This window comes from Benzoatithermus flavus (genome assembly GCF_037908215.1).
Lineage (GTDB): Bacteria > Pseudomonadota > Alphaproteobacteria > Geminicoccales > Geminicoccaceae > Benzoatithermus > Benzoatithermus flavus.
The window spans coordinates 71498-98333 of sequence record NZ_JBBLZC010000018.1 but is presented as its reverse complement, the minus strand read 5'-3'; the positions used below and the strand labels follow the sequence as shown (position 1 = coordinate 98333).

The following is a 26836-nucleotide window of genomic DNA, read 5'->3' as shown; positions in this document are numbered from 1 at the left end:
CGGTGCGACGGGCGACGCCCTCCCGCCGTCAGATCTCGCGCACGCCGTGGACGCCGAAGTCCGCCCCCCGGACCCGGTGGACGTGCCCGCCGAGGATCTGGTCTCGCCGCATACGTGCCGACGCCTTGGCGGGATCGGCGCGCCGGGCGACATGGGCGTGGTAGGTCGACGGGGCGATCGGCAGCACCCTGCAGACCGGCGCGACCCCGTACGTCCCCCGGTGCGCGTCGATGAACGCGACCATGGCTCGGGCGGCAGTCGAGCGCCGCCGCCGCAAAATACGCCGATGCCTTCCTGAGGATCTCGTTGGCCCGGCGCAGCTCGCGGTTCTCGCGCGCGAGCGTCTTCGGGCGCTCGCGCTCGTCGGTGGTCAGGCCGGCGCGTGGCCCCTGATCGCGCTCGGCCCGGCGCACCCGCCGCCCGTGGCGCGATCGACCGCAGCGTCTGCCGGTCCATTCCGGCAGAGCGGGCCGCATCCTCCCGCGAGGCGCCCGCCACGACCAGCGCCAAGGCGAGCATGCGGCGTGCTGCCTCGGCAGCACGCCGCCTTCCGGCACGGATCATCCGCGCCCGGCACCTGCCGTGTCACCGCCACTGCCATCGGCTCTCCCCTTGCGAGAAGACGGCAGAGAGCCATAGCCACGGCGTCAGGGGAAGAGCGATGAGCCCCGGCGGTCGAGATCCAGAGCCGTTGGCATCATTCCTCCAGCCGCTCGGTCCAGCGCACATAAGCCTCGATGTCGAACTTCCGCTGCAGTCCCCTGTCGTTCATGTAGCGGACCTGGCCGAAGATCGGCCGTTCCATCCAGGGGCGGTCGTGGCGACCGAAGAGCCAGGCCACGTTCGCGAACGCGTTGGGACCGCGGCCGCACAGGAAATGCCGGTTGTTGAGCGTCAGCGCCGTGGCATAGGCCTCTTCGGGCGTGCGCGTGAACTCGATGATCCTTTTTCCCCAATACATGCGCATGTAGTTGTGCATGTAGCCCGTGATGCGCATCTCGCGCGCGGCGGCGTTGAAGTAGCGATCGTGCGTCCGGCCGGCCTCGAGTTCCTCGATGCCGTAGGTGCGCGGGCGCGGGTCGTTCCGATGCAGGTCGAGCGAGCGCCGTGCCCAGGCCGGCAGGCCCTCGTAGCGGTCGTAGTCGTCCGGGCGGTGCCAGACGAGGTTGTGGGCGAGCTCGCGGCGGACGATCAGCTCCTCCAGGAAAGCGGCGCGGTCGGGATCAGCCGCCGGGGTCGCCGCCACGACCCGCAGCGCCACCTCGACGGGCGAGATCTGGCCGAACTGGAAATAGGGGCTGAGCGCCGAGCTCTGCCGGAGCGAGGGATCGCTGCGCGCATCGCGATAGCCGCGGAGCTTGCGGGCGAGGAATCGGTCGAGCCGGGCCCTGGCCTCAGCCGTGCCGCCCTTGAAACGGCATGTCGGCGGCACGGAGCGGTCGAGCCCGAGTGCTGCGAGGTTCCCTTCCACGTCCACGGGATCGAGGTCGCCGCGGACCGGCAGGTCGAGGCTCGGCACGGCCGGACGGCTCTCCGCGAGCGGCTGCAGGAAATGCTCGCGCAGGCGGAGGATCTTCGGGCGGAGCGTGCGGGCGGCGATCTCGGCCTTCGCGGAGGCGGTCTCGACCGGCACCACGACCTCGCCCTCGACCTCGATCACCTGCCTGCCGGCCTCGGTCGCCACCTGCCGGCGCCAGGCGCGCTGGTGGCGGGTATAGCCCCGGTCGCAGACCACGAGCGAGGCGTCCTGCGCCAGCGCGAGCGCCACCTCGGCCGGGTGGCCCTTGCGGAGCACGAAGCGGATGCCGCGGCCCGCGAGGCTCGCCGCGGTCTCCGCGAGGCCTTCGAGCATGAAGCGGTAGTGGCGCAGATTGGCCTCGGGATAGTCGTCCATGAGCCCGAAGGCCACGAGCAGCGGCTCGCGGCGGCGGTCGGCCAGCGCGATCGCGTGCTCGAGGGCGTGGTTGCAGGCGGCGCGCTGGGCGGCCTGCATCCAGTAGAGGACATAGCGCCTGCCCTCGGCCGGCGGCTCATCGTTCAGAAGCGCGATCCGTTCCGGCTCCATCGTTCCCCCCCGCGTCTCATGATCGGGCAGCCACTTCATACGTGACATGACCCGAGCCGGATCTCTCGCTCGCCGGGGAGCTCGGCCGCCTCGCCGAAAAACAGGCGCCGCGGCCGGAGCCGCGGCGCCCGTGCATTCGCTCGCAGGCGATCAGGTGCGGGCGGCAGCGCCCTTGCCGCTCTTGCCGCCGGCCTGGTCGGGATCGCGCATCCGGCCTTCTCTGGCAGACGGGTTCGCGACCCGGAGCGCCACCTCGTTCAGCTTCCTGTCGGCCTCCTTCTCCTCGCTCAGCGTCTGCTCGAGGAGCTGGGCCGCGTCCTTGAGGCCGAGCTGGTTCGCGAGCGCCACGAGGCTGCCGTAGCCCGCGATCTCGTAGTGCTCGACCTTCTGGGCGTTGATGATCATGCCGACATCGAGGACGCTGTTGTCCTCGATCTCCTCCATGGTCGAGCGCGCCTCCTCGAGCAGCCCCTCCATGGCCTCGCAGCGCTTGCCGCGCTTGGCGACGTCGAGCTGGTCGAACACCTGCTCGAGCCGCTCGACTTGGCCTCTGGTCTGCTCCAGATGCTGCTCGAAGGCCTGCCTCAGCTCGGGATGCTGCGCCGATTTCGCCATCTTCGGCAGAGCCTTCAGGATCTGCTTCTCGGCATGGTAGATGTCGCGCAGCTCGTCGACGAAGAGATCCTGCACGGTCTTGACGGGCATCGATTGCCTCCTCTCGGTGATGAAGGTGAGCGGCCGGCGTCCGCGAACTCCGGTGCTGCAGCGCCGGAACGAGCCGTCGGCCGCGCCGGTTCCCCACCCGCGCTGCGGGCGGGCTCGCTACCGGGTCTCGTCCTGGATCTTCTCGCCGGCACGCTCGATGGCCTCGCCGGCGTTCCCGGCGGCATCGTCGACGGCCTTGCCGGCCCGCTCGGCCGGGCCTTCCTGCTCGCAGGCGGCAAGGCTCATGGTGCCGGTGGCCAGCACGAGGGCCAGGGTCAGCTTGCGCATCCAGGTCATTCGCGGGCGATTCCTCTCTTGGTGGACGGAGCCGGCGGGCGGACATCGCCGCCGGCCCATCTCAACGGCACGGCCGTGGGCGGGTTCCGCGCCTGCTCAGCCGCCCACGATCTCGCCGCCGTTCGGGTGCAGCACCTGGCCGGTCATGTAGGAACTGTCGTCGCAGGCGAGGAACAGATGGCAGCTCGCCACCTCGTTGGGCTGACCCGGCCGCTTCAGGGGCACGTCGGCGCCGAACTGCTTCACCCTGTCCGGCGGGAAGGTCGAGGGGATGAGCGGCGTCCAGATCGGTCCTGGCGCCACGGCGTTCACCCGGATCTTCTTCTCGGCGAGGTTCTGGGCGAGCGAGCGGGTGAAGGCGACGATCGCACCCTTGGTCGAGGCGTAGTCGAGGAGATGGCTGCTGCCGCGATACGCCGTCACCGAGGTGGTGTTGACGATGGCGCCTCCCTCCCCGAGGTGCGGCATGGCCGCCTTGGTCAGGAAGAAGTAGCCGAAGATGTTGGTCTGGAAGGTGCGGGTGAGCTGGGCCGCGCCGATCTCCTCGAGGCTCTCCTTGGGGTGCTGCTCGGCGGCGTTGTTGACGAGCACGTCGAGCCGGCCGAAGCGGCGGACGGTCTCCTCCGCCACCTTCTGGCAGAAGCTCTCGTCGCCGACATCGCCGGCCATGGTCAGGCACTCGCTGCCCTCGCGCCGCACGGCCTCGGCCGTGGCCTTCGCGTCCTCGTTCTCCTCGAGATAGACGATGACGACCTTGGCCCCCTCGCGGGCGAACAGGACCGAGACGGCGCGGCCGATGCCGCTGTCGCCGCCCGTCACGATCGCCACCTTGCCCTCGAGGCGGCCGGAGCCCGGAAAACGCGGCTCGTATCGGGGCTGGGGGTGCATCGGGCCTTCGCGGCCGGGCTGCTGCGACTGGCCTTGCGGCGGAAGGGTCTCTTGGCCGGGCATGGCTCGCTCCTTCGATCGGCGGTCTCGCGAAGCAACACGGCACACGGCCGGAGGTTCGCCTCAGGCCGCGGCTTTCTCGGCCTTGCCTGCATTGTGCGCGAGCCGCTGCTGCAGGAAGACCAGGACCGCCACCTCCTCGGGTACCAGCCCTTCGAGCTCCTGGCGGAGCTCCTCCTCGATCTCGGCCCTCAGGCTCTCGATCAAGGAGCCGTCGAGATAAGCACCCACGATCTCGGGATGGACGTAGGACTTGCGGCAGATCGCGGGCGTGTTGCCGAGGCGGCTCGCGACGCGCTCGATCGCCTGGGTCACGTTGCGCTTGGCCGCGGCCTGGCTGTCGAAGGCCTCGAACTCGCTGAGCGCCCAGGCCGCCAGCACCGTGCCGGCCCAGGTGCGGAAATCCTTGGCCGTGAAGTCGCTGCCGCCGACCTCGCGCAGATAGGCGTTGACGTCCGAGGAATCGATCGGCTGCGGCCTGCCCTCCTCGTCCACGTACTGGAACAGCTCCTGCCCCGGCAGCTCCTGCATCCGGCGCACGAGCTGGGCGAGCCGCCGGCTCTTCAGCGTGATCACGTGCCGCTTGCCGCCCTTGCCGCGGAAGCTGAAGCGGAGCCGGCTGCCTTCGGCCTTGAAGTGCCGGTCGCGCATGGTGGTGAGGCCGAAGGTCCTGTTGGCCTTGGCATACTCGTCGTTGCCGACCCGGATCAATGTCGTCTCGAGGAGATGGACGACGGTCGCCACCACCTTGCGCTTGCCGAGACCGGGACGCTTCATCTCGGCCTCGACCTCGGCGCGGATGCGCGGCAGCGCCCGGCCGAACGCCAGCATGCGGTCGAACTTGGCCTCGTCGCGGATGGCGCGCCAGCGCGGATGGTAGCGGTACTGCTTCCTGCCCTTGGCGTCGCGGCCGGTGGCGAGGAGATGGCCGTCCCTGAACGGCGAGATCCAGACCTGCCGCCAAGCCGGGGGAAGCGCGAGCCGCCTGATCCAGCGCAGCGTGTCCTCGTCCTTGAGCGGCCGGCCGTCCGGCTGCCGGTAGGCGAAGCCGCTGCCGGCACGGCGGCGGGTGATGCCGGGCATCGCGTCGGAGACGTAGCGCAGGCCCAGCTCGCGCAGCTCCTCCCTGGCCACGTCGCTCGCCGCCGCCAGGGGCTCGTCGGCGGCCGGCGGCGGCACGACCGGCCGATCCGGGCCCGCTCGGGTCGTGGCTTCCATGATCGTCGCCCATACGGCTCTGTGGCGGTCGCAACGGATATGGGGCCGATCGGGTTCCGCGGGCCGGCCGGAACCTCCGGTCGCATCGGCCGGTTTGCTCGTCATCAGCGAGCCCCTTCGGCTGCCGCTCACGACGACGGAGACCGGGCATGGCCCAGCGCAGCTTCGCCGGCAGCCCGGCGTCTTCGATCGAGCACACGCTCCGCAGGCTCGACCTCCTCGCCTTCCTCCTCGACGAGGCCGTCCGGATTCCGGGCACGCGCTGGCGGATCGGCCTCGACGGCCTGATCGGGATCGTCCCCGGCATCGGCGACGCCGTGACGGGCCTTCTTGCCCTCTACCCGGTGCTGGAGGCCTGGCGATACGGCGCCCCGGCCCACCTGATCGCCCGGATGCTCGCCAATCTCGGGGTGGACGTGGCCGTGGGCGCCGTCCCGGTGCTGGGCGACATCTTCGACGTCGGCTTCAAGGCCAACCGGCGCAACGTCGAGCTCCTGCGCCGGCACCTCGCCGCGCGCTGACCCCGTCACGGCGCCCAATTGCGTCATCGCCATACCGTGACACGTTGTCGATCGGCTCGCGCGGCGTCATCCGCTCGGCGCATGGCCCAGCGCGATCCGCCGCGAGCACGAACGGAGCACCGCCCCCGCGGGAGGACATCCCGTCCCGGCGATGCGGGGCGGGCTTCAGGCCGGGAGCGCCTCCCGGCCGGCGCGCTGCTCGGCGGGCTTCGCCGCCCGGCTCAGGTTGTAGGCGGTATCGACCAGCGCCACGTGCGAGAAGGCTTGCGGGAAGTTGCCGACGAGGCGCCGTGCGTCGGTGTCGTACTCCTCGGCGAGCAGGCCGACGTCGTTGCGTAAACCCAGCAGGCGCTCGAACAGGGTCCGCGCCTCCTCGACCCGGCCCATGAGCACGTAGGCGTCGGCGAGCCAGAAGCTGCAGGCGAGGAACGCCCCCTCGCCCGGCGGCAGGCCGTCCTCGGTCTCGGTGGTGTCGTAGCGCAGCACGAAGCCGTCCTTGACCAGCTTGCGCTCGATAGCGGCGACGGTGCCCCGGATGCGCGGGTCGTCCGGCGGCAGGAAGCCCACCTGCGGCAGGAGGAGAAGGCTCGCATCCAAAGCCTTCGAGCCGTAGGCCTGGACGAACGAGCCCTGCTCGGGATCGAAGCCGCGCTCGCAGACCTCGGCGTGGATGGCGGTGCGGGCGGCGCGCCAGCGGTCGAGCTCGCCGTCGAGCCCGAAGCTCTCGGCGATACGGAGCGCGCGATCGAAGGCGACCCAGGCCATCGCCTTGGAATAGGTGAAGTGCTGGCGGCCGCCACGCACCTCCCAGATCCCCTCGTCGGGCTCGTGCCAGATCTTCTCGAGGTGCGCCAACAGCGCTCTGACCAGCCCCCAGCCGGCTTCGGTGCCGGGCAGGCCCATGCGCCGCGCTTGGTGCAACCCGTCCATGAGCTCGCCGAACACGTCGAGCTGGAGCTGGTTGTGGGCGGCGTTGCCGATGCGCACCGGCCTCGAGCCCTCGTAGCCCGGCAGCCACGGCAGCTCGAGCTCGGGCAGGCGGCGCTCGCCGGCGAGCCCGTAGAGGATCTGGATCTGCGCCGGGCTCCCGGCCACCGCGCGGACCAGCCAGTCGCGAAAGGCCTTGGCCTCCTCCTGGTAGCCCGCTCCCATGAGGGCGAGGAGGGTAAGCGTGGCATCGCGCAGCCAGCACAGGCGATAGTCCCAGTTGCGGGGACCGCCGAGCTGCTCGGGCAGCGAGGTGGTCGGGGCCGCCACGATCCCGCCCGTGGGCGCATAGGTCAGCGCCTTCAGCGTGATCAGCGACCGGCGCACGGCTTCGGTCCAGAGGCCCGCCGGTGCGCAGCGCCCGGACCATTCGCGCCAGAATTCCTCGGTGTCGGCGAGTGCCTGCTCGGGGTCGATGGCACCGGGCGGCGGCAGGTGCGAGGGCGCCCAGGTCAGGACGAAAGGAATCCGCTCGCCCTCGGCGACGGTGAAGCTGCCGCGCGTGGTCAGATCCTCGCCACGAAGCGGCACCGGCGTCCGCAGCACCGTCATGTCCGGGCCGGCGACGGCGCGCAGCGCCCCGTCCTCGAGCCGGCTCACCCAGGGCACGATCGAGCCGTAATCGAAGCGCAGGATCAGCTCGGTCCGCATCTCGACCTTGCCGCGCCGCCCGATCACGAGCCGGATCAGGTCGGAGACCCTGCTCCTGAGCGGCATGAAGTCGACGACCGCGACGGAGCCGTCCTCGGTCGTGAACTCGGTCTCGAGCACGAGCGTGCCCGGAAGGTAGCGGCGGCTCGCCCCGGCGTCCGGGTCAGCGGGCGCCACAAGCCAGCGGCCGTGCTCCGGCCGACCGAGAAGGGCCGCGAAGCAGGCGCCGGAGTCGAAGCGCGGCCAGCACAGCCAGTCGATCGAGCCGTCGCGGCCGACGAGGGCCGCCGTCTCGCAGTCACCGATCAGCGCGTAGTCCTCGATCCTGAGAGGCATCCTTCGTCTTCCCTCCGCATGCCGCCTTTTCCGGCCGGCCAAGACGACATCCGAGCATGGATGCTCGAGGAAAGCCACGACGGCAGCGTCGCCGTCGCATCACCGCGCAGCGATTTCGGCCGGCGCTTGCGCCTAGCGCAGCCTCTTCTCCATGAAGATGCTCAAGGGATCGTCGGGATAGTCGCCGAACGGCCCGCGCTCGGCGAAGCCCGCAGCACGGTAGAGCCCGAGCGCCTCGGGCTGGCGGCCGCCGGTCTCGAGGCGGAGGATCCCGAGCCCGTGGGCGAGCAGCTCCGCCTCGATGCGCGCCAGAAGCCGCCGGCCCACCTGCCGTCCGCGCGCCTCGGGCAGGACGAACATCCGCTTGAGCTCGCCGTAGTCGGCCGCCAGACGAAGCGCCGCGCAGCCGACGGCTCTGCCCGCGATCCGGGCCACGAAGAAGCGGACGTCCGGCGCCGCCAGGGCGTCGAGGTCGAGCAGGTGGTTGGATTCGGCCGGATAGAGGCTGCCCAGATAATCGTCCAGTGCCTCGATCAGACGGGCGACCTCGGGCTGGTGTGGCGGCTCGACGGCGATGACGGGCTCGGACAACGGGCAGCTCCGGAGATCAGGTTGCCTCGAGCGCCGCCGCCGTGCGGGCGAGCCAGCGGAAGGGCGACACGGAGGGATCGGCCGTGATGCCCGGCAGGACGGCAGCAGCACGGGCAGCTCCACGGCGGCCGAACTCCTCGCGCACCCAGCGCTCGAGCCAGAGGCGCGCTTGCGCTCTCCGCTTGGCTTCGCGCCGTCCCTCCCCGGCCAGGAACGCGGCATGGCGGCTCGCGGCGTCGACAAGGGCGTCGATCCCCTGCCCGTCCTGTGCCGCGACCATGAGCACGGGCGGCCGCCAGCCCGGATCGAGGCCGAGCGTCAGCCTGAGCGCTCCCTCGAGGTCGCGCCGCGTGCGCGCCGCGAGCTCGCCGAGATCGGCCTTGGTGACGACGGCGATGTCGGGGATCTCGACGATGCCGGCCTTCATGTACTGCAGGCTGTCGCCGGAGCCGGGCTGGACGGCGAGCAGCACCGTGTCGACCAGCTCCGCGATCTCGGTCTCGGACTGGCCGACACCCACGGTCTCGACGAGAACGACGTCGAAAACCGAGCGCATCAGCACCATGGCGGCAGCGCAGAGATCGGCGAGGCCGCCCAGCCGATCGCGCGCGGCCATCGAGCGGACGAAGACACCCTGGTCGAGAGGATCGACGTCGATCCGGGTCCGGTCGCCCAAAAGCGCCCCCTTCGTACGCTTCGAAGACGGGTCGACCGCGACGACGCCGACCGTCCGCCCACGGGCCCGCCAGGCGCGGACCAGCGCCGAGACCAGGGTCGACTTGCCGACCCCCGGCGGCCCGGTGAGGCCGATGACCTCCGCGCGCGACGCCCCCCAGGCGGCATCGAGGAGCTCGAGCGTCGCTTCGGCGCCGGGTGCCGCCTCGATCAGCGCCAGCGCGCGCGCGAGGGCGGCCTTACCACCCGCGCGCAAGGATGCCAGGGGTGCGCTCAATGCGTTTTCTTGGCCTTGAGCGCGGCCTGGGCGGCGGCGAGCCGGGCGATCGGCACGCGGTAGGGCGAGCACGAGACGTAGTCGAGCCCGACCCGTTCGCAGAACGCCACCGAAGCGGGATCGCCGCCGTGCTCGCCGCAGATGCCGAGCTTGATGTCGGGCCGGACCGCCCGGCCGCGCTCGGTCGCGATTTTGATGAGCTCGCCCACACCGTCCTGATCGAGGGTCTGGAACGGATCGCCCTTGAAGATGTCGGCGCGGAGATAAGGCTCGAGGAACTTGCCGGAATCGTCGCGCGAGAGGCCGAACGTCATCTGGGTGAGATCGTTGGTGCCGAAGCTGAAGAAGGCGGCGTGCTTCGCGATCTCGCCCGCACGGAGCGCCGCTCGCGGCAGCTCGATCATCGTGCCGACGAGATAATTCAGCTCGCCGCCCCGCTCCCGGCCGACCTCGGCCGCGACGGCGTCGATCCGCTCCTTCAGGATCTGCAGCTCGCGCTCCGCACCCACGAGCGGGATCATCACCTCGGGCACCACGGTCCGGCCTTTCCGGGCCTCGACCTCGAACGCGGCCTCGAAGATGGCGCGCGCCTGCATCTCGTAGATCTCGGGGAACAGGATGCCGAGCCGGCAGCCGCGCAGGCCCAGCATCGGGTTCGCTTCCTTGAGCTCGGCGAGCCGGCGGCGCACGACCTTGACGTCGACCCCGGCCTCCTTCGCCACGATGCCGAGCTCCTCCTCGTCGTGCGGCAGGAACTCGTGGAGCGGCGGGTCGAGGAGCCGGATGGTCACGGGCAGGTCGCCCATGATCAGGAACAGCTCGACGAAGTCGGCACGCTGCATCGGCAGGAGCTTGGCGAGCGCCTTCTTCCGCCCTTCGGCATCGTCCGAGAGGATCATCTCCTGCATGGCGACGATCCGCTCGGGCTGGAAGAACATGTGCTCGGTGCGGCAGAGGCCGATGCCTTCCGCCCCGAACCTGATCGCCGTCCTGGCGTCGAGCGGCGTCTCGGCGTTGGTGCGCACCTTGAGCCGGCGGCAGGCGTCGGCCCACTCCATCAGGGTCGCGAAGTCGCCCGAGAGCTGCGGATCGACGGTCGGCACCTTGCCCAGCATGACCGTGCCCTGCCCGCCATCGATCGTGATCGTGTCGCCCTCGGCGACCCTTACCCCTTTCGCGGTGAAAGCCTTCTCGGCGTAGGAGATGGTGATGTCGCCGGCACCGCACACGCAGGCCTTGCCCATGCCGCGCGCCACCACGGCCGCATGGCTCGTCATCCCGCCGCGCGAGGTCAGGATGCCCTTCGCGGCATGCATACCGTGGATGTCGTCGGGCGAAGTCTCGATCCGAACCAGGATCACGGGCTCGCCCGCGGCCGCCATCCTCTCGGCGTGGTCGGCGCTGAACACGACCTTGCCCGAGACGGCACCGGGCGAGGCCGGCAGGCCCTTCGCGATCACCTGGCGCTCGGCCTTGGGGTCGAGCGTGGGATGGAGGAGCTGGTCGAGCGAGGCCGGATCGACCCGCAACACCGCCTCCTCCTTGGTGATCAGCCCCTCGTTCGCCATGTCGACCGCGATCTTGAGCGCCGCCGGGGCGGTACGCTTGCCGGTCCGGGTCTGCAGGATGTAGAGCTTGCCGCGCTGGATCGTGAACTCGATGTCCTGCATCTCGCGATAGTGCCGCTCGAGCCGCTCGAACACGGCGACGAGCTCGGCGAAGGCCTGCGGCAGCGCGTCTTCCATCGCCCGGCCGGCGGCACCGCTCGCTGCCCCCATGGCGCGGGTCAGAGGCTGCGGCGTCCTGATGCCGGCCACCACGTCCTCGCCCTGGGCGTTGATCAGGAACTCGCCGTAATAGGCCTTCTCGCCGGTCGAGGGATTGCGGGTGAAGGCCACACCGGTGGCACAGTCGTCGCCCATGTTGCCGAACACCATCGCCTGCACGTTCACGGCCGTGCCCATGTCGTGCGGGATGTTGTGCAGCCGGCGGTAGGTCACGGCGCGCTGGGTCTGCCAGGAGCCGAACACGGCCCCGATCGCCCCCCAGAGCTGGTCGTTCGGGTCCTGCGGGAACGGCCTGCCGGTCTCCTTCTCGACGATCCCCTTGTAGGTCCGCACCAGCTCGGCGAGCGCCGCCGCGTCGAGCTCGGTGTCGAAGCGCACGCCGCGCGCCTGCTTCGCCTCCTCGAGCGCCTCCTCGAACAGATAGTGATCCACGCCCAGGACGACGTCGCCGTACATCTGGATGAAGCGGCGATAGCTGTCGTAGGCGAAGCGCGCATCGCCGCTCGCGGCCGCGAGGCCCTCGACCGTCCGGTCGTTGAGGCCGAGATTGAGCACCGTGTCCATCATGCCCGGCATGGACACCGGAGCGCCCGAGCGGACCGAGACCAGAAGCGGGCTCGACGGATCGCCGAAGCGGCTGCCGAGTTCGCGCTCGATCGTGCTCAGCGCCGCCGCGACCTGCTCCGCGAGGTCCGCCGGATAGGAGCGGTCGTGGGCGTAGAACCAGGTGCAGACCTCGGTGCTGATCGTGAAGCCCGGCGGGACCGGCAGACCGAGATTGCTCATCTCGGCGAGATTGGCCCCCTTGCCGCCGAGGAGCGCCTTCATCGAGGCGTCACCCTCGGCGCGACCGCCGCCGAACCCGTAGACCCACTTCGTCATCGGTCCTCACCCATCCGCGCTGGCGGGGCTCTGCCACCGGCAGAGCCCACGGTCGATCCGTCCCCACTTCGTCGTACCCGGCCTCGCGTGGGGAGCAAGAGGCGGGCCCTTCGGTGAAAGGCTCGGTCCGTCCGCCTCAGCCGCCCGCCCGACCGGTATCCTCGATCAGGGAGAAACCGGCCACGCGCTCAAGCGCCGAGCGGATCTGGCCGAGCAGCAGCAAACGATTGGTCCGCAGATCGGGTTCCGCGACGTTGACCATCACCTGGTCGAAGAAGCGGTCCACCGGGCCGCGCAGGGCCGCGAGCGCTGCCATCGCACCGGCGAAATCCTCGGCGGCCAGTGAGCGGTCGATCGCGGCCCGCGCCGCCTCGAGCGTCGCATGGAGCGCCTCCTCGGCCGGCTCTACGAGAGCGCCCGCGACGGCGTGGCCGACATAGCGCCGCCCGTCCTTCTTCTCCTCGATCGAGACGATCGAGCTCGCGCGCCTGTAGGCGGTGAGCAGGTTCCGGCCGTCGTCGGTGTCGAGGAAGGACTGCAGCGCATCCACGCGGGCCAGCAGGCGGACGAGATCGTCGTCTTCGGCCACGGCGAACGCCGCCGAGATCAGGTCGTGCCGCACACCGCGCTCGCGCAGATGCACCTTCAGCCGGTCGGCGAAGAAGGCCATGAGCTCCTGCGCGAGTGCTTGGCCGTCCACGGTCTCGAGCCTGGCACCGTAGCCCGCGCGCGCCGCCGCGAACGCCTCGCGCAACGGCAGGCGCAGCCGGTTCTCGAGGATGAGGCGGATGACACCCAAGGCTGCCCGGCGCAGTGCGAACGGATCCTTGGAGCCGGTCGGCCTGATGCCGACGCCGAAGAAGCCCACGAGCGTGTCGAGCTTGTCGGCGAGCGCCACGACGACGCTCTCGGGTGCGGTCGGGCAGCGGTCCTCCGGGCCCTTCGGCGCGTAGTGGTCGCGGATCGCGGCCACGACCGCCTCGGGTTCGTTCTGCACGCGGGCGTAGTGGGCGCCCATGATGCCCTGGAGCTCGGGGAACTCGCCCACCATGCCGGTGACGAGGTCGGCCTTGGCGAGGAGCGCCGCCCGCTCGGCGAGCAGCCGGTCGGCGCCCGGCACGTGCGGCACCAGGACGCCTGCGAGCGCCACGAGCCGCTCGACACGCTGGCCGAGCGAGCCCAGCTCGGCGTGGAACACCATCTTGTCCAGGGCCGGCAGCCGGCTCTCGAGCGGGACCTTCCGGTCCTGCTCCCAGAAGAAGCGGGCATCCCAGAGGCGTGCCCGCAGGACGCGCTCGTTGCCGGCGACGATGGCGGCCCCGCCGTCTCTGGCCAGCATGTTGGCGACGACGACGAAGCGGGGCGCCAAAGCACCCTCCTTCGTCCTGAGCGCCAGATATTTCTGGTTCGCCCGCATGGTGCTCACCAGCACCTCGGACGGTACGCTCATGAAGGCCTCGTCGATCGAGCCCTCGAGCGGCACCGGCCACTCGACGAGCCCCTTGATCTCGTCGAGGAGCGCCGGGTCGTCCTCGACGACATAGCCCTCGGCGGCGGCCAGCTCGTGCGCGGCCTTCTCGATCAGGGCCCGACGCTCGGCCCCGTCCAGCATCACCTTCGCCTCGCGCAGCTTCACGACATAGTCGGCGAAGTCGCGCACCGCGAACGGCTCGGGCGCCATGAAGCGGTGGCCGCGGGTCGTATCGCCGCTCTCGATGCCGCCCACCGCGAACGGCACGACCTTGCCGTCGAACAGGCACAGGATGCCATGGAGCGGGCGGACCCAGCGGAAATCACCGGAGCCCCAGCGCATCGACTTGGGCCAGGGCAGGCGCTGGACCGCCTGCGGCACGAGCTCGGCGAGCAGCTCTCCGACCTTCCGCCCGCGCTCGCGGACGATCGCGAAGACGACGCGGCTCTTCTTCTCCTCGCGCTCTTCCAGCGTGTAGTCGAGGCCGGCGAGCCCGCGCAGGAAGCCGGCCTTCGCCTGCTCCGGCGCGTCCGCGCGCGGACCTTTGCGCTCGATCACCCGATCGGCCTGCTGCAGCGGTAGGCCGTCCACCACCACGGCGAGGCGCCGCGGCGTCGCGAAGCTCCGGATCGGCCGCTCGAAGGCGATGCCCGACTCGGTGAGCAGCTCGCCCAGGATGCGCGCCAGGTCCTCGCGCGCCCGGTCCTGCATGCGAGCCGGGATCTCTTCCGAGAACAGCTCCAAAAGCAGCTCGGCCATATTTCAGCCCTCGCCCGCGAGATGGCCGCGGGAACGGAGCCAGGCCTCGGCGCACGCCTTGGCCAGCGCCCTGACCCGGCCGATATAGGCCTGCCGCTCGGTGACGCTGATCACACCGCGCGCGTCCAGAAGATTGAACAGATGGCTCGCCTTCAGGCACTGATCATAGGCCGGCAGCGCCAGGCCACGCTCGAGAATGAGCTGGCAGTGGCGCTCGGCGTCGGCGAAGTGCCGGAACAGGAGCTCGGTGTCGGCGACCTCGAAGTTGAACGCCGAATATTCCCGCTCGGCCTGCAGGAACACCTCGCCGTAGGTCTGCCCCTTGCCGTTGAAGTCGAGATCGTAGACGTTCTCGACGCCCTGCACGTACATGGCGAGCCGCTCGAGGCCATAGGTGAGCTCGCCCGAGACCGGCCGGCAGTCGATCCCGCCCACCTGCTGGAAGTAGGTGAACTGCGAGACCTCCATTCCGTCGCACCAGACCTCCCAGCCGAGGCCCCAGGCGCCGAGCGTGGGGCTCTCCCAGTCGTCCTCGACGAAGCGCAGATCGTGCAAGCTCGGATCGATCCCGAGCGCATAGAGGCTCTCGAGATAGAGCTCCTGGAGATCGGGCGGCGAGGGCTTCAGGATCACCTGGAACTGGTAGTAGTGCTGCAGCCGGTTCGGGTTCTCGCCGTAGCGCCCGTCGGTCGGTCGGCGCGAGGGCTGCACGTAGGCGGCGTTCCAAGGCTCGGGTCCCAGCGCCCGCAAGGTGGTGGCGGGATGAAAGGTGCCCGCCCCCACCTCCATGTCATAAGGCTGGAGGATGACGCAGCCCCGCTCGGCCCAGTAGCTCTGGAGCCGAAGAATCAGGTCCTGGAAGCTCAGAGGATGTTCGGATGCCACGAGCGCGCGTTCTCGGCCGGTTTTGCTGCGGCGCAACTTAAAGAGCCGCACCTTGAGGGTCAAGGCGACCAGGGCCGGATCAGGTCCGGCGGTAGCGGCACTCCTCGCGGCTCCGGCAGAACGTGCCGTTGGGCACGAAGGTGCCGCAGCGCGGGCACTCGACGAGATCGGTCGCCTGTGCCGCCGCGCGGCCCGCAGGCTTCGCCGCCGGCGTCGCGCGGTTGCCGGTATTGGCGAGCCGGCTCTGTAACTGGTGATAGAGACGCAGACCGCGCCAGACCGCGACGATCACCAGAATCGTCAGGAGAATCTTGCTGAAACTCAACTCGAACACGGCTCCTACCGGAGGTTCAGAGACCGAAGCGCGCCCAGAGCGCACGCGCTTCCAGCGTCGCGAACGCTTCCTCGAGCATATGCGCAGGCTCGGAGCGGAAACGCAACCGCCGCCACAGCCAGCCCGGCCGCGGGTTGACCGGCACGAGGCGCACCTCCTTGCCGAAACGGGCGCGCAGAGTAGCCCGCGCCTCGCCGAGACCGTCGATCAGCCCCTGCTCCAGCGCCGCCGCGCCGGTCCAGATCCGCCCGTCGAACAGTTCCTCGTCCGTGCCCTTGAGCCGGTCGCCGCGGCGCTCGCGGACCTGGGCGATGAAGCGCTGGTGGATGTCGCGCTGGATCGCCTGCAGAAGCGCCAGATCCTCGGGCCGCTCGGGCTGGAACGGATCGAGCAGCGCCTTGCGCTTGCCCGCCGTGTGCACGCGGCGCTCGATTCCGAGTCGCCGGATCGCGTCCTGAAAGCCGAAGCCGGCGCTGACCACGCCGATCGAGCCCACGATCGAGGAAGCGTCGGTGAAGATCTCGTCGGCGGCGCAGGCGAGCCAGTAGCCGCCCGAAGCCGCCACGTCCTCGACGAAGGCGATGACGTGGCGCTTCTTCTCGTCAGCCAGATCCCTGATCCGGCCCGCGATCTGCGCCGCCTGCACCGGCGAGCCGCCGGGGCTGTTGACGAGAAGCGCCACTGCCGGCGCCCGCTTCACGGCGAACGCGGCATCGATCGCGCGCTCGAGGCTCCCGAGCGTCATCCCCCGCCCGACGAGGCCGATCTGCCCGATGACACCCGAGAGCCGGAGGACCGGGATGACGGGCTTACGACGCCAAAAGGCGGCAAGACGTAGAAAAGGAGTCATCGGCAAACGCTCACGAAGAGAAGGGACGAAAACGGATCACAGCGGCAGCGCGCATCCTTCGCGCAGGATGGCGTCGGCCTCGGGCGTGAACCGCCCGCCGGGCTCGTGCAGAACGAGGCCGCGCGCGAGGCGCATCGGCGCCCGACTGCCCTTGCGGGCGACGACGATCACCCGCTTCGCCGCCCGCGCCCCGGCATCGGGCCACAGCGGGCAGATCGTGACGTCGCCCGCACGGCCGGCGAGCGCGGCGAGGATCGCGTCGAGCTGATCCGCGCGGTGGACGAGCGTCAAGCGCCCCCCGGACCGCAGGCGGGCGAGGCAGGCGCGCAGCCAGGTGCCGATCCCGACCTCGGCGAGATGGGCTCCGTGCCGGGTCGCCTCCTGCGGTATGCTCGAGCGGCCGGCCGGATGGAACGGCGGGTTGGTCATGACCTGATCGAAGCCGCGCGCTTTCAGCACCGGCGGGGGGGCCAGGAGATCGCCCGCCACGAACCGCACGCGCTCGTCGAGACCGTTGAGGGCGGCGTTGCGGACCGCGAGCGAGAGCAGCTCCGGCTGACGCTCGAGGCCGGTGACGCGGACCGCGGGCGCACGCGCCGCGAGGCACAAGGCGGCGGCGCCGGTGCCGGCTCCGGCATCGAGCACCTCCTCCGGCCCGCCGCCGACCGGAACCGCGGCGGCGAGCAGCACCGGGTCGATGGCTACCCGATAGCCCCGCACCGGCTGGAGGAAGCGCAGGCGGCCGCCGAGCAGCGAGTCCTCGCTGTACCTCTCTTCATCCGGGTCATTCGGGCAGATGATCATCGAGCTCGGCCTCGGCGGCTCGCGCCAGAATCTGTCGGGCGTGCTCCAGATCCCGCGCGCGCACGAGGAGCCGCCGCGGGAAGGCGCCGATACTGCCCTCGATGGCGCTGATGTGCGCATCGACGAGAAGGCAATCGATGCCCTCGGCCTCGAGCATGGCCATCGCCCAGGAGAGGTGGACGGGATCGTTGCTGCGAAACAGTTCGACCAAAGCCTTGTGCCTGCGTGCTAGGATGGCCACGGGCGCAGGTTTGCCTTAGCCCGGAGCGCGTGATAGCTACGCCTTAACCCAAGACGCCACCGGGCGGTACCGCTCGTTGAGAGGAGGACGCTGCTTGACCGCTCTGCCCGCCCGTCACGTCGCCGCGGAGAGCTCGGCCGACAAGCTCGAGGAGATCCGAGCGCTCGTGGATGGCGAGCTCCACGAGGTCAACCGCATCATCCTGGAGATGATGCAGAGCGAGATCAGCCTCATCCCCGAGCTTGCCCGGCACATCGTCGCCGCCGGCGGCAAGCGGGTACGGCCGATCCTCACCCTCCTCGCCGCGAGGCTCTGCGGCTATCGCGGCACGCGCCAGATCGGGCTCGCCGCCTGCGTCGAGTTCATCCACACCGCGACATTGCTTCACGACGACGTCGTCGACGAGAGTGACCTCAGGCGCGGCAATCCTACCGCGAATGCGGTTTGGGGCAACAAGGCGCCCGTGCTGGTCGGCGACTTCCTGTTCTCCCGCGCCTTCCAGCTCATGGTGGCCGACGGCAGCCTCAAGGTGCTGGCGATCCTCTCCAACGCCTCGGCCGTGATCGCCGAGGGCGAGGTGCATCAGCTCGTCACCGCGAACGACACCGCCACGACCGAGGCGGCCTATCTCCAGGTCATCGCAGCCAAGACCGCGGCGTTGTTCAAGGCGGCCTGCCAGATCGGCGCTGTCGTCGCCGACCGGCCCGAGATCGAGGAGATGGCGCTCGCGGCCTACGGCGACAATCTCGGCATCGCCTTCCAGCTCGTCGACGACGCGCTCGACTACCATGCGAAGCAGGCACTCTTGGGCAAGTCGGTGGGCGACGATTTCCGCGAGGGCAAGATCACGCTGCCGGTCCTCCTCGCCTTCGCGCGCGGCGACGAGGAGGAGCGCGCCTTCTGGCGGCGCACGCTCGAGAACCTCGACCAGACGCCCGAGGATCTCGAGCGGGCGCAGGCACTCCTCGCCCGTCACGGCGCCATCGAGGCCACGATCGCACGCGCCGAGGAATACGGCGAGCGCGCGCGTCAGGCGCTCGCCATCTTCCCCTACAGCCGGGCGAAGCAGGCCATGCTCGATCTGCTCGATTTCTGCATAGCACGGGCGTATTGAGCGAAAATAAGGGCTTGCCGAAGGTCCTTCGCCCCACTAAACACACGGCCACGCGATCGGAGTGTAGCTCAGCCTGGTAGAGCACAGCGTTCGGGACGCTGGGGTCGCGTGTTCGAATCACGCCACTCCGACCATTCTCCCCTTCATCGTCGATCCCGAGCGCCCTCGAACGAGGGCAGCGCCACGGCGGTGATATCCCTCCCTCTTCTTCTCGATACGCCCCCCGGCGCCGGTTCTGGCCGGGGTCGCGCTGCATGGCCGCGAGCACGTCGCCGCGGCGCTTCACCAGGTCGACCCCACCTATAGCATGACATATACAAGCTTTCATGCAACCATTACGAACGTCAATGGCGATGGGCGTGCAGGAGTGGCAAGGAAGCGGATGACCGGCCGGATGCCGCGGGCTGGGGACGGCAGGACCGCCCGGCGCGCAATGCCGGACCTCGCGAGGCTGGCGGCATAACCTCCGTTTGGGCCGAGGCTCCTCGAGGCTCGTTCACCTTTGCCACAGCCAAGAGAGCGTACAAAGGGACCGGTCACGGTGGAACAGGCGAACAGCCCGAGGAGGAGGGTGGCTCGGCGCTGGAAGGGCCCGAGCCGAGCCCTTATGCTCCGAGCATGGACACCCTCGCTGGTGCGGGCGATCGGCGCCCTTCCCTGACTGCCGCGCGTCACCCTTCCGCCAGCCGCTCGAACGCCTCGCCGAACAGCGCGTGTGCCCGAACCTCCTCCTCGATCCCGCCGAGCGTGCGGTAGAAGGCCCGCGCCTCCTCGTTCCAGGCCTTGGAGTTCCACCAGAGGAAGGTGCGCCCCTCCTCCTTCGCGGCGCGGGCGAGTGCCCGCATCAGCGCCCGCCCGACGCCGTGGCCGCGGGCGCTGTCCCGCACATAGAGATCGTAGAGATAGAAGCCGCGCTCGCCGACCTCGGTCGACCAGGTCGGATGAAACAGGGCGTAGCCGGCGGGCTTTCCATCGAGTTCGGCGATCAGCACCCCGAACTCGGGCCGCGCACCGAACCCGTCACGGCGCACGGCCTCGGCCGTGACGTGGCCGGTCTCCTCGCCCTGGTGCCGGTTGAGCTCGTCGATCATCTGGGCGATCAGCGGCGCATCCGCCTCGACCGCCCGGCGCACGACGAGCCCTGCCGTCATCGCAGCTCCTCCTTCCCGCTCACAGGGGCAGCGTGTAGCTGGTCTTGACGGTGGTGTAGAACTCGACCGCGTAGCGCCCCTGCTCGCGCGTGCCGTAGGAGCTGCCCTTCCGGCCGCCGAACGGCACGTGGTAGTCCACCCCCGCCGTCGGCAGGTTCACCATCGTCATGCCGGTCTCGACGTTCTGCTTGAAGTGCTGCGCGTGCTTCAGGGAGGTCGTGCAGATACCCGACGTCAGGCCGAATGGGGTATCGTTGGCGACGGCGAGCGCCTCCTCGTAGTCCTCGACCCGGATCACGGTCGCGACCGGCCCGAACACCTCCTCCCGGTTGATCCGCATGTCGTTCCGGGTCTCGGTGAACAGCGCCGGCTGCAGGTAGAAACCCGGCGTCTCACGGTTCAGCCGCTCGCCGCCCCAAGCGAGCTTCGCCCCCTCGTCCTTGGCCAAACCGATATAATAGAGGTCCTGGTCGAGCTGCTTCTGGTCGACCACGGGGCCGATCTGCGTGCCGGGCTTCAAGGCGTCGTCCACCACGAGCTGCTTCAGCTCCGCCGTGACCGCGTCCACGAACCGGTCGTGGATGCCTTGGGTCACGATCAGGCGCGAACTCGCCGTGCAGCGCTGCCCGGTCGAGTAGTAGGCCCCCTGGACGGCGCAGTTCACCGCCACCTTGAGGTCGGCGTCGTCCAGCACCACGAGCGGGTTCTTGCCACCCATCTCGAGCTGGAACTTCTTCATTCCCGCCCCGCAGGCGGCCGCGATCCTCTTTCCGGTATCGACCGAGCCCGTGAAGCTGATCGCCGCCACGTCCGGCGACTGGATGAAGGTCTCGCCCACGACCGAGCCCCGGCCCATGACGAGGTTGAAGACACCCTCGGGCAGGCCCGCGCGCGCGATGATCTCGGCCAAAGCCCAGGCCGAGCCCGGCACGAGGTCCGCGGGCTTGAACACGACGCAGTTGCCATACGCCAGGGCCGGCGCGATCTTCCAGGCGGGGATCGCGATCGGGAAGTTCCAGGGCGTGATCAGGCCCACGACACCCAAAGGATCGCGCGTGATCTCGACCGTGATCCCCGGCCGCACGGACGGCAGGATCTCGCCCGCCTGCATCAGCGCCTCGCCCGCGAAGAACTTGAAGATCTGCCCGGCACGGGCCACCTCGCCGATGCCCTCGGGCAGGGTCTTGCCTTCCTCGCGCGAGAGCAGGCGGCCGAGCTCCTCCTTCCGTGCCAGGATCTCGGTGCCGATCCGGTCCAGGATCTCGGCGCGCTGTTGGATGCCGCTTTTCCGCCAGGCCGGGAAGGCGGCCTTGGCCGCGGCGATCGCCTGCTCGGCTTGCGCCCGGTCGGCCTGGGTGTACTCGCCGATCACGTCGTCGGTGTTGGAAGGATTGATGTTGCGGGTCGTGGAGCTGCCCTCGACCCAGCTCCCGGCGATGAAGTTCTTGTGCAGCATGGCCTTCCCTTCCCCTTTCGCGCGCGACGCGCCCCGTGCCGGACCATAATGCCGAAACCCCTTCCGGCAAGCCGGGAGATGCGCGATCCGGCCCCGCGCATCTCCCGGCTTGCCGCCGCCCGGCCGCTCCGCCTAGCCTCGCGTCTCGGCAGCACGACACGCCAAAGCCAGGGAGGCTTCCGCCATGAGCGAGATCGTAGGCGAATACCTGATCGCGGACCCGATCTTCACCCACCTCGTGAGCCTGAACGCGCGGCTCGTGAAGCTCTGGACCGGCGCTGCCTGGGCCGAAGGCCCGGTCTATTTCCGCGACGGCGACTATCTCCTCTTCAGCGACATCCCGAACAACCGGATCATGCGCTTCGTTCCCGACCTCAGCGGGCTCGGCGGCACGGTCTCGGTCTATCGCCAGCCCTCGAACAACACGAACGGTCATACCCGCGACCGCGAGGGCCGGCTCGTCTCCTGCGAGCACGGCGCACGGCGCGTGACCCGCACCGAGCTCGACGGCAGGATCACCGTCCTCGCCGACCGCTGGCAGGGCAAGCGTCTCAACTCGCCCAACGACGTCGTGGTCAAGTCCGACGGCACGGTCTGGTTCACCGACCCGCCTTACGGCATCCTCTCCGACCTCGAGGGCTGGCGCGGCGAGCTCGAGTACGGCGGCTGCCACGTCTTCCGCTTCGATCCCAAGACCGACCGGCTCGACGTCGTCTGCGACGACTTCGTCAAGCCCAACGGTCTCGCCTTCTCGCCCGACGAGCGGCGGCTCTACATCGTCGACACCGGCGCCTCGCACGACCCCGAAGGCCCGCGCCACATCCGCGTGTTCGAGGTCGACGAGGACAACCGGCTCTCGGGCGGTGCCGTGCTCTGCACCTGCGACGTCGGCCTCTACGACGGCCTGCGCGTCGACACCGAGGGCCGGATCTGGACCAGCGCCGGGGACGGCGTCCACTGCTACACCCCCGACGGCCAGCTCCTCGGCAAGATCCTGGTCCCCGAGGTGGTCGCCAACGTCTGCTTCGGCGGCCTCAAGCGCAACCGCCTCTACGTCTGCGGCACGACCTCGCTCTATGCCGTCTACACCCACGTCAACGGCGCGCAGCTTCCCTGAAGCCGCACCGATGCGAGCCATCGCCGCCTTCGTCCGGATCGCCGACGGCATCACCCGCATCGTCGGGCGCAGCGCCGCCTGGCTGATGCTCGCGACCGTCCTGATCTGCGCCGGCGTGGCGCTGGCCCGCTATCTTCTGGGTTTCGGCCGGATCTGGCTGCAAGAGCTCTACGTCGTCTGCTTCGCGGTCGGCTTCATGCTGACCGCACCCTATGCCTACGCCAACGACGACCATATCCGCATCGAGATCCTGCACCGGCGCTTCGGCCCGAAGACCAGGGCCTGGATCGAGATCCTGGGCTGCCTCCTCTTCCTCCTGCCCTGGCTCGGGCTCGTCGCCTGGTCGAGCCTGCCGTTCGTGCGCCTCTCCTGGCGGGTCCGCGAGCCCTCGGCCCAGCCCGGCGGCCTGCCGGGCCTCTACCTCGTGAAATCCGTCCTCCTCGTGTTCGCCGCCCTCATGGCGCTGCAGGCCCTCGCCGTGATCGGCCGCAGGGCACTGCTCCTTCTGGGCCGCGCCGACCTTCTGCCCGCGCCCGAGCACGTCCCGCCTGCCCCCGCCGACTGAGGCCCTTTCCGGAGCATCCTCTTGATCGACACCACCGGCGAGCTCCTGGCCCTCGGCCTCTTCGCGAGCTTATGCGGCACCTTGATGCTGGGCTTCCCGGTCGCCTTCACGCTCGCCGGTACCTCGCTCCTGTTCGCCGCGATCGGTTATCTTCTCGGCCATTTCGATCCTGCCTTCTTCCTGAGCCTCGCCCCACGCTATTTCGGCGTGATGACGAGCGAGACCCTGGTCGCCGTGCCGCTCTTCGTCTTCATGGGCTTCGTCCTCGAGCGCTCGCGGATCGCCGAGGAGCTGCTGCAGACCCTGGGCGTCCTCTTCGGAAACCTGCGCGGCGGCCTCGGCTACGCCGTCGTGCTCGTGGGCGCGGTCTTGGCCGCCTCCACCGGCGTGGTGGGTGCCGTCGTCGTCACCATGAGCCTGATCAGCCTGCCGACCATGCTCCGGGCCGGCTACGATCCCAAGCTCGCTACCGGCATCATCTGCGCCTCGGCCACGCTCGCCCAGATCATCCCGCCCTCGACCGTGCTCGTCTTCGTGGCCGACATCCTCCAGGGCGTGAACCAGGCCGCCCAGCTCCGGCTCGGCAACCAGGCGCCCGAGCCGGTCTCGGTCGGCGATCTTTTCGCCGGCGCCTTTCTCCCCGGCTTCGTCCTCGTCGCCCTCCTCCTGCTCTGGGTGGCCTTTCACGCTTTGGTGGATCCTGCGAGCTGCCCGCCCCTGGCCCTGCCCGACGCCGAGCGCTGGGCGCTGCGCCGCCGCGTCGTGGTGGCTCTCGTCTTCCCCTCGCTCCTGATCGTGAGCGTGCTCGGTTCGATCCTGGCCGGCATCGCCACCGCCACCGAATCCGCCTCGCTCGGCGCCTCGGGGGCCCTGCTCTTCGCCGCCCTGCGCGGCCGCCTGAGTCTCGGTCTCGTGCGCGAGGCCTCTTTGCGCACGGCACTCACGACCTCGATGATCTTCGTGATCCTCCTCGGTGCTTCCGTCTTCTCCCTGGTCTTTCGCGGCCTCGGCGGCGAGGCCCTGGTCGAGGAGAGCTTGCGCGCCATGCCGGGCGGCCGCATCGGTGCGATGGCCGTCTTCATGGCCGTGATGTTCGTCTTGGGCTTCTTCCTCGACACGTTCGAGATCGTCTTCGTCATGGTGCCGATCTTCGGCCCGCCGCTCCTCGTCATGGGCTGCGATCCGCTCTGGCTCGGTGTGATGATCGGCCTCAACCTGCAGACGAGCTTCTTGACGCCGCCCTTCGGCGCCACTCTGTTCTACATGCGCAGTGCGGCCCCGCCCGCGATCCCGACCGGCACCCTCTGGCGCGGCGTCGTCGTTCCGGTGGCCCTCCAACTCCTGACCCTGCTCCTGGTCTGGCTCTTCCCGGCGCTGGCGACCTGGCTGCCGAAGGTGGTATTCGGATAGGCCTGCCTCTCCGCAGAGCCCGGCACCGGGCATGCCGATGCTGGCGGCAGCGTATGTCACGGCGTATTATACTCGGCCGAGGTCGGCCTGGTCCGACCGCTGGTCAGAGAGGCGAGGACGATGAGCGGCATCGACTGGGAGCTCGAGGGCGTCGAGATCGTCACCTGCAACTGCGACTGGGGCTGCCCTTGCCAGTTCAACGCCCGTCCGACCCGGGGCAACTGCCACGCCACCGCGGCCTTCGCGATCGAGAAGGGCCGGTTCGGCGACACCCCGCTCGACGGCATCCGCTTCGTCGCCCTGTTCGCCTTTCCGGGCGCCATCCACGAAGGGCACGGGCAGGCCGCCCTGATCGTCGACGAGCGCGCCGACGAGGCGCAGCGCGCCGCGGTCCATGCCATCTTCCGCGGCGAGGAGACCGATCCCGGCGCCATCATCTTCAACGTGTTCTCGAACGTGGTCGAGACCTATCACGAGCCCATGCGCGGCCGGATCGAGTTCGCAGCCGACATCGCCAGGCGCGAAGGCCGTTTCAGCGTCGCGGGGCTCGTCGCGGCCGAGGTGGCGCCCATCCGCAATCCCGTCACCGGCGAGCCGCACCAGGCCCGGGTCATCCTGCCCCACGGCTTCGAGTACCACGAGGCCGAGTACGCGAGCAGCGAAGTCCGCACCGATGCCGCCGCCCCGATCGCCCTCGCCTGGTCCGGCCGGCACGCCCATTTCGCCCGCCTGCACTGGACCCGCCACGGCCCGGCCCACGCCTGAAGGCCGCCGTCGTGACCACCGCTGCCCTGATCGAGGCGGCCGTGCGCCGCGACCGCCTCTTCGCCACGCTCGGGCTCGCTGCCGTCGCCACCCTGGCCTGGGTCTGGCTGCTCACGGCCGGCCGGGTGGCGGACGACGACATGCCCATGCCGATGTTCATGGCCTGGACGCCCGGCCACGCCATGATGATGCTGCTGATGTGGTGGATCATGATGGCGGCCATGATGCTCCCCGCCGCCGCCCCGATCCTGCTTCTGCAGGCTGCCACGCAGCGCCGCCGCCAGCCCGCGGCCTGGCCCTACCCGGCGCTCGTGCTCGCCACGGCGGGCTATCTCGGCATCTGGGGCCTGTTCAGCCTCGCCGCCACCGCGGCGCAGTGGGCGCTCGAGCGCACGGGCCTCGTCGATTCCATGAGCATGACGGCGGGCGACGCTTTGGCCGGCGCGCTCCTGCTCGGCGCCGGCTTCTACCAGTTCACCCCGCTGAAGCAGGCCTGCCTGCGCCACTGCCGTTCCCCGCTCGCCTTCGTCGCGACGCACTGGCGTCCCGGTGCCATGGGCGCGCTTCGCATGGGCGTCGTGCACGGCGCCTGGTGCCTCGGCTGCTGCTGGCTGCTCATGGCGCTCCTGTTCGTGGGCGGCGTCATGAGCCCGTTCTGGATCGGCGCTCTCGCCCTCTACGTCCTGCTCGAGAAGCTCGGCCCCCACGGCGACCGGCTCGGCCGCGCCGCCGGCCTCCTCCTGCTGGCCGCCGGCTGCCTGCTCCTCTGGCAGGCAGCGTGAGCCCGTCCCTTTGCCCGATTGCCCGCGGGCAGTCCCCTGGCCGGCTGCCCGAGCGGGCGATGCAGGTCTCCGGCGTCACGACGGCGGGAAATCCGGCGGTGGCCTCTACGCCGCGCCCCCGTCGGCTGCCCTGGCCAAACTGGACAGCGCCCTGAAAAAGGCCGGTGACTGACCCTTGAACAGATTCGAGGCGGTGAGCCCTCTGGCTACGGCCTGCGCCCCGGCCTTCTCCTGCGAGGAGGGGCGGATCACCGAGCAGGTCGGAAAACGCCGGTCGAGGAAGTCGCAGCGTTTGGGCATGACGTGCGCCGAGCCGTGCCCGCCCTCGGTCAGGTCGGGGACGATCAGCTTGCCGTCGCCGCTTCGGAACGCCGAGACGCCGGTGAGCGAGTCGCGGAAGATGGCATAATGGATGGCCTCGGTCGCGTAGATCGAGCTCACGATCCGCAGCACGTCGCGATTGGCGACGAACGGAACGAACTGGTCGTAGAGGCTGGTGCCGGCCACCTCGATCGAAGGGAAATGGAACGCCGCCACGCGAGCGATGCCGGCGAGTATCCGGTCGCTGAGCCCATCCGCGGTCGGAATCGCGGGCTGGTCGCGGATCGTCGCGATCTGCGGAAAGGTCGCGCCGAAGTCCGGGTTCCGCATGCTCTGGTAGCGGGTGTAATAGCTCGTGTCGATCGTGAGCGCCGTGAGGTTCGTGAGGCGTCGCGTCGGCCGCAACCCCTGGACGCGGGGCGGCTCGATCGTCCGGAACGGGTCGAGGTTCACGGGCTCCGCACCCACCGAGCGGAGAAAGGCGTTGATGAACTCGGCGTGGCTGAGCTCGTCCTCGGTGATATCGACGGTATAGACCGGCAGATCGTCGTCGATCGCTTCCAGCGCCTCACGATAAGCGGGATTGCCGACCGCGAGCTCGGCATATTGCTGCCAGAGGTCGGTCTCGACCAGCTCCGCAGCGGCGAGGAACCGCAGGATCGCGATGTCGCGCCGGGTCGGATGCCCGGACCGCACGACTTCCTCCGCGGCCTGTGATGCGCCAGGCAGCGCCATCAGGCCGGTCGCGGCGAGCCCGGCCAGGCCCAGGACACGGCGGCGACGAGCGGTGCTGCCGGCCGCGGTCGTCCGTGCTGTCAAATCCTTCATGATCCTTCTCCCACGATCTCAATGAAATAACAGGACAAATCAG

Annotated in this window: 25 protein-coding genes, 1 tRNA gene, 2 pseudogenes and 1 other annotated feature; of the genes and pseudogenes, 8 read left to right on the top strand and 20 right to left on the bottom strand. The window is 69.9% G+C overall.

The features are described 5' to 3' along the window. Window positions 1–31 precede the first annotated feature (31 nt). From U1T56_RS17015 to U1T56_RS16985, 7 genes and pseudogenes are all read right to left on the bottom strand, one after another. Window positions 32–413, bottom strand: a pseudogene (locus U1T56_RS17015) (IS3 family transposase); the annotation flags it as partial. After that, window positions 170–285: a sequence feature (AL1L pseudoknot), on the bottom strand. Its footprint overlaps the pseudogene before it by 116 nt. Then, window positions 385–564: pseudogene (locus U1T56_RS17010) on the bottom strand (IS630-like element ISAli3 family transposase); the annotation flags it as partial. The pseudogenes U1T56_RS17010 and U1T56_RS17015, both read right to left, overlap by 29 nt. Window positions 565–697: 133 nt before the next feature. Then, entirely contained in the window at window positions 698–2065 is a 1368-nt protein-coding gene (locus U1T56_RS17005; protein WP_418160685.1) for a deoxyribodipyrimidine photo-lyase, read from the bottom strand. 150 nt (window positions 2066–2215) lie between these two features. Next, window positions 2216–2770: a YciE/YciF ferroxidase family protein gene (locus U1T56_RS17000; RefSeq protein WP_418160684.1), complete on the bottom strand. Its 555-nt coding sequence runs from the start codon at window positions 2768–2770 to the stop codon at window positions 2216–2218. A gap of 117 nt (window positions 2771–2887) precedes the next feature. Next, window positions 2888–3067: a hypothetical protein gene (locus tag U1T56_RS16995; protein ID WP_418160683.1), complete on the bottom strand. Its 180-nt coding sequence runs from the start codon at window positions 3065–3067 to the stop codon at window positions 2888–2890. Between the two features lie 96 nt (window positions 3068–3163). Further along, complete coding sequence (locus U1T56_RS16990; RefSeq protein ID WP_418160682.1) at window positions 3164–4018, bottom strand: SDR family oxidoreductase; 855 nt, start codon at window positions 4016–4018, stop codon at window positions 3164–3166. Between the two features lie 60 nt (window positions 4019–4078). Continuing rightward, the gene (locus U1T56_RS16985) at window positions 4079–5233 is read right to left on the bottom strand and encodes a DNA topoisomerase IB (RefSeq protein WP_418160681.1); all 1155 of its coding nucleotides are present in this window, start codon (window positions 5231–5233) and stop codon (window positions 4079–4081) included. 149 nt (window positions 5234–5382) lie between these two features. Here U1T56_RS16985 and U1T56_RS16980 point away from each other — a divergent pair, with 149 nt between their 5' ends. After that, complete coding sequence (locus U1T56_RS16980) at window positions 5383–5754, top strand: DUF4112 domain-containing protein (RefSeq protein ID WP_418160680.1); 372 nt, start codon at window positions 5383–5385, stop codon at window positions 5752–5754. Between the two features lie 165 nt (window positions 5755–5919). Here U1T56_RS16980 and U1T56_RS16975 read toward each other — a convergent pair whose 3' ends face one another. From U1T56_RS16975 to U1T56_RS16930, 10 genes are all read right to left on the bottom strand, one after another. Next, entirely contained in the window at window positions 5920–7728 is a 1809-nt protein-coding gene (locus tag U1T56_RS16975) for a glycoside hydrolase family 15 protein (protein WP_418160679.1), read from the bottom strand. A 132-nt stretch (window positions 7729–7860) separates the two neighbouring features. After that, on the bottom strand, window positions 7861–8319 hold the full coding sequence (locus U1T56_RS16970; protein ID WP_418160678.1) for a GNAT family N-acetyltransferase: 459 nt from the start codon (window positions 8317–8319) through the stop codon (window positions 7861–7863). Between the two features lie 16 nt (window positions 8320–8335). Further along, window positions 8336–9271, bottom strand: a complete 936-nt coding sequence (meaB, locus tag U1T56_RS16965; protein WP_418160677.1) for a methylmalonyl Co-A mutase-associated GTPase MeaB — start codon at window positions 9269–9271, stop codon at window positions 8336–8338. Further along, complete coding sequence (gene ppdK / locus U1T56_RS16960) at window positions 9268–11940, bottom strand: pyruvate, phosphate dikinase (protein WP_418160676.1); 2673 nt, start codon at window positions 11938–11940, stop codon at window positions 9268–9270. Before ppdK ends, meaB begins: the two co-directional genes overlap by 4 nt. Before the next feature lie 136 nt (window positions 11941–12076). Beyond that, the gene (glyS, locus tag U1T56_RS16955) at window positions 12077–14170 is read right to left on the bottom strand and encodes a glycine--tRNA ligase subunit beta (RefSeq protein WP_418160675.1); all 2094 of its coding nucleotides are present in this window, start codon (window positions 14168–14170) and stop codon (window positions 12077–12079) included. Window positions 14171–14173: 3 nt separating this feature from the next. Next, a complete protein-coding gene (locus tag U1T56_RS16950) occupies window positions 14174–15055 on the bottom strand; it encodes a glycine--tRNA ligase subunit alpha (RefSeq protein WP_418160674.1) in 882 nt (293 codons plus the stop codon). A gap of 79 nt (window positions 15056–15134) precedes the next feature. After that, the gene (locus U1T56_RS16945) at window positions 15135–15380 is read right to left on the bottom strand and encodes a hypothetical protein (protein WP_418160673.1); all 246 of its coding nucleotides are present in this window, start codon (window positions 15378–15380) and stop codon (window positions 15135–15137) included. A gap of 25 nt (window positions 15381–15405) precedes the next feature. Then, complete coding sequence (locus U1T56_RS16940) at window positions 15406–16239, bottom strand: S49 family peptidase (protein WP_418160672.1); 834 nt, start codon at window positions 16237–16239, stop codon at window positions 15406–15408. 36 nt (window positions 16240–16275) lie between these two features. After that, window positions 16276–17043 carry a tRNA1(Val) (adenine(37)-N6)-methyltransferase gene (locus U1T56_RS16935; RefSeq protein WP_418160671.1) on the bottom strand — a complete coding sequence of 256 codons (768 nt, stop codon included), beginning with the start codon at window positions 17041–17043 and terminating at the stop codon, window positions 16276–16278. Then, window positions 17024–17254 (bottom strand): putative signal transducing protein, encoded by a 231-nt coding sequence (locus tag U1T56_RS16930; RefSeq protein WP_418160670.1) that lies wholly within the window; start codon window positions 17252–17254, stop codon window positions 17024–17026. The genes U1T56_RS16935 and U1T56_RS16930 overlap by 20 nt, the downstream gene beginning before the upstream one ends. A gap of 124 nt (window positions 17255–17378) precedes the next feature. Between U1T56_RS16930 and U1T56_RS16925 the strand changes: the two genes are divergently transcribed. Further along, a complete protein-coding gene (locus U1T56_RS16925) occupies window positions 17379–18398 on the top strand; it encodes a polyprenyl synthetase family protein (RefSeq protein WP_418160669.1) in 1020 nt (339 codons plus the stop codon). A 57-nt stretch (window positions 18399–18455) separates the two neighbouring features. Next, window positions 18456–18532 (top strand) — tRNA-Pro (locus U1T56_RS16920). 537 nt (window positions 18533–19069) lie between these two features. On the opposite strand, the gene U1T56_RS16915 is transcribed toward U1T56_RS16920, so the two are convergent. Continuing rightward, window positions 19070–19549 carry a GNAT family N-acetyltransferase gene (locus tag U1T56_RS16915; protein ID WP_418160668.1) on the bottom strand — a complete coding sequence of 160 codons (480 nt, stop codon included), beginning with the start codon at window positions 19547–19549 and terminating at the stop codon, window positions 19070–19072. A 19-nt stretch (window positions 19550–19568) separates the two neighbouring features. Next, a complete protein-coding gene (locus tag U1T56_RS16910; RefSeq protein ID WP_418160667.1) occupies window positions 19569–21005 on the bottom strand; it encodes an aldehyde dehydrogenase family protein in 1437 nt (478 codons plus the stop codon). A 184-nt stretch (window positions 21006–21189) separates the two neighbouring features. Between U1T56_RS16910 and U1T56_RS16905 the strand changes: the two genes are divergently transcribed. The 5 genes from U1T56_RS16905 to U1T56_RS16885 all read left to right on the top strand — a co-directional run bounded on the left by U1T56_RS16905 (window position 21190) and on the right by U1T56_RS16885 (window position 25644). After that, window positions 21190–22122 carry an SMP-30/gluconolactonase/LRE family protein gene (locus U1T56_RS16905; RefSeq protein WP_418160666.1) on the top strand — a complete coding sequence of 311 codons (933 nt, stop codon included), beginning with the start codon at window positions 21190–21192 and terminating at the stop codon, window positions 22120–22122. A 10-nt stretch (window positions 22123–22132) separates the two neighbouring features. Continuing rightward, window positions 22133–22687, top strand: a complete 555-nt coding sequence (locus U1T56_RS16900) for a TRAP transporter small permease subunit (RefSeq protein WP_418160665.1) — start codon at window positions 22133–22135, stop codon at window positions 22685–22687. A 21-nt stretch (window positions 22688–22708) separates the two neighbouring features. Then, the gene (locus tag U1T56_RS16895) at window positions 22709–24097 is read left to right on the top strand and encodes a TRAP transporter large permease (RefSeq protein WP_418160664.1); all 1389 of its coding nucleotides are present in this window, start codon (window positions 22709–22711) and stop codon (window positions 24095–24097) included. Window positions 24098–24217: 120 nt separating this feature from the next. Then, window positions 24218–24862, top strand: coding sequence for a DUF1326 domain-containing protein (locus tag U1T56_RS16890; protein ID WP_418160663.1), 645 nt, complete (start codon window positions 24218–24220; stop codon window positions 24860–24862). An 11-nt stretch (window positions 24863–24873) separates the two neighbouring features. Continuing rightward, window positions 24874–25644, top strand: coding sequence for a DUF2182 domain-containing protein (locus U1T56_RS16885; protein ID WP_418160662.1), 771 nt, complete (start codon window positions 24874–24876; stop codon window positions 25642–25644). Window positions 25645–25749: 105 nt separating this feature from the next. On the opposite strand, the gene U1T56_RS16880 is transcribed toward U1T56_RS16885, so the two are convergent. Beyond that, the gene (locus tag U1T56_RS16880) at window positions 25750–26793 is read right to left on the bottom strand and encodes a hypothetical protein (protein WP_418160661.1); all 1044 of its coding nucleotides are present in this window, start codon (window positions 26791–26793) and stop codon (window positions 25750–25752) included. Between the last annotated feature and the right edge of the window lie 43 nt (window positions 26794–26836).

Bases quoted from the DNA above. Each gene is read 5' to 3' on its own strand.
- U1T56_RS16980 (WP_418160680.1), top strand. From the start codon at position 5,383: ATGGCCCAGCGCAGCTTCGCCGGCAGCCCGGCGTCTTCGATCGAGCAC.
- glyS (WP_418160675.1), bottom strand. From the start codon at position 14,170: ATGGCCGAGCTGCTTTTGGAGCTGTTCTCGGAAGAGATCCCGGCTCGC.
- U1T56_RS16940 (WP_418160672.1), bottom strand. From the start codon at position 16,239: ATGACTCCTTTTCTACGTCTTGCCGCCTTTTGGCGTCGTAAGCCCGTC.
- U1T56_RS16975 (WP_418160679.1), bottom strand. From the start codon at position 7,728: ATGCCTCTCAGGATCGAGGACTACGCGCTGATCGGTGACTGCGAGACG.
- U1T56_RS16880 (WP_418160661.1), bottom strand. From the start codon at position 26,793: ATGAAGGATTTGACAGCACGGACGACCGCGGCCGGCAGCACCGCTCGT.
- U1T56_RS17000 (WP_418160684.1), bottom strand. From the start codon at position 2,770: ATGCCCGTCAAGACCGTGCAGGATCTCTTCGTCGACGAGCTGCGCGAC.
- U1T56_RS16990 (WP_418160682.1), bottom strand. From the start codon at position 4,018: ATGCCCGGCCAAGAGACCCTTCCGCCGCAAGGCCAGTCGCAGCAGCCC.
- U1T56_RS16995 (WP_418160683.1), bottom strand. From the start codon at position 3,067: ATGACCTGGATGCGCAAGCTGACCCTGGCCCTCGTGCTGGCCACCGGC.
- U1T56_RS16900 (WP_418160665.1), top strand. From the start codon at position 22,133: ATGCGAGCCATCGCCGCCTTCGTCCGGATCGCCGACGGCATCACCCGC.
- U1T56_RS17005 (WP_418160685.1), bottom strand. From the start codon at position 2,065: ATGGAGCCGGAACGGATCGCGCTTCTGAACGATGAGCCGCCGGCCGAG.
- U1T56_RS16910 (WP_418160667.1), bottom strand. From the start codon at position 21,005: ATGCTGCACAAGAACTTCATCGCCGGGAGCTGGGTCGAGGGCAGCTCC.
- U1T56_RS16935 (WP_418160671.1), bottom strand. From the start codon at position 17,043: ATGATCATCTGCCCGAATGACCCGGATGAAGAGAGGTACAGCGAGGAC.
- U1T56_RS16985 (WP_418160681.1), bottom strand. From the start codon at position 5,233: ATGGAAGCCACGACCCGAGCGGGCCCGGATCGGCCGGTCGTGCCGCCG.
- ppdK (WP_418160676.1), bottom strand. From the start codon at position 11,940: ATGACGAAGTGGGTCTACGGGTTCGGCGGCGGTCGCGCCGAGGGTGAC.
- U1T56_RS16905 (WP_418160666.1), top strand. From the start codon at position 21,190: ATGAGCGAGATCGTAGGCGAATACCTGATCGCGGACCCGATCTTCACC.
- U1T56_RS16890 (WP_418160663.1), top strand. From the start codon at position 24,218: ATGAGCGGCATCGACTGGGAGCTCGAGGGCGTCGAGATCGTCACCTGC.
- U1T56_RS16915 (WP_418160668.1), bottom strand. From the start codon at position 19,549: ATGACGGCAGGGCTCGTCGTGCGCCGGGCGGTCGAGGCGGATGCGCCG.